Raw genomic sequence first — 654 nt, 5'->3', positions numbered from 1 at the left:
ATATGTAAGTATGAGCAGGTAATTGAGGATGATGATTTATTTGAGGTAAGTAATGTATTTACATATCGCTGCCAAAAAAGCGAAATCAAATACCGAAAGCTCATTAAGGCAATATGCAATCAAGACTTTCCTAATTTAACTCCTAATATTAATCAAAGAGAAACTTTTTCATCAATATACTTTATTAATCTTGATAAAGGAATCTTGTTTTATTTATATGACGATCGAGGATTTATAATTGTATTTAATCATGAAGAAGACTTTGAAATATTTAAACATAATCATGAAGAATTAGAAATTGAAAAATATACTCAATATGAAACCTAATATATTAAAAATAGTAAGTATTGCAGCATTGGTTTTAATAGCTCTTATGATTTGTGTTTTTAAAATTAAGGATAAACCAATGAAAGTAGCAATTTTAGATACTGGTATTAATAACGCTTCTGTTGAAAGTAAATTAATATCTAAGGAATTTATAAATGATAGCTCAAAAGATAATAATCATGCAAATGATATTGCCCAAATTATAGAATCACAAAACAAGACTATCGTTTATGATGCTAAAGTACTTAACAAAGATGGTGTTGGGAAAGTTGAAGATACTGTAGAGGCTATAGACTGGGCCATAAAGAATAATGTCAAGATTATAAA

2 protein-coding genes are annotated in these 654 nt (G+C 26.8%); both read left to right on the top strand.

Features of this window, described 5'->3' with window-relative positions; genetic code table 11:
- Positions 1 to 327, top strand: a 327-nt coding sequence (locus tag ACF91D_RS31255; protein ID WP_483883403.1) for a DUF3885 domain-containing protein, incomplete at its 5' end; no start/stop codon positions are given.
- The coding region (locus ACF91D_RS31250; RefSeq protein WP_483883402.1) for a S8/S53 family peptidase at positions 299 to 654 on the top strand (356 nt) is incomplete at its 3' end. The genes ACF91D_RS31255 and ACF91D_RS31250, both read left to right, overlap by 29 nt.

Source organism: Staphylococcus sp. 231237_7MaSpsaltlick (assembly GCF_043107035.1).
The sequence above is the reverse complement of the archived record's forward strand: the minus strand, read 5'-3'. Positions and strand labels throughout refer to the sequence as shown.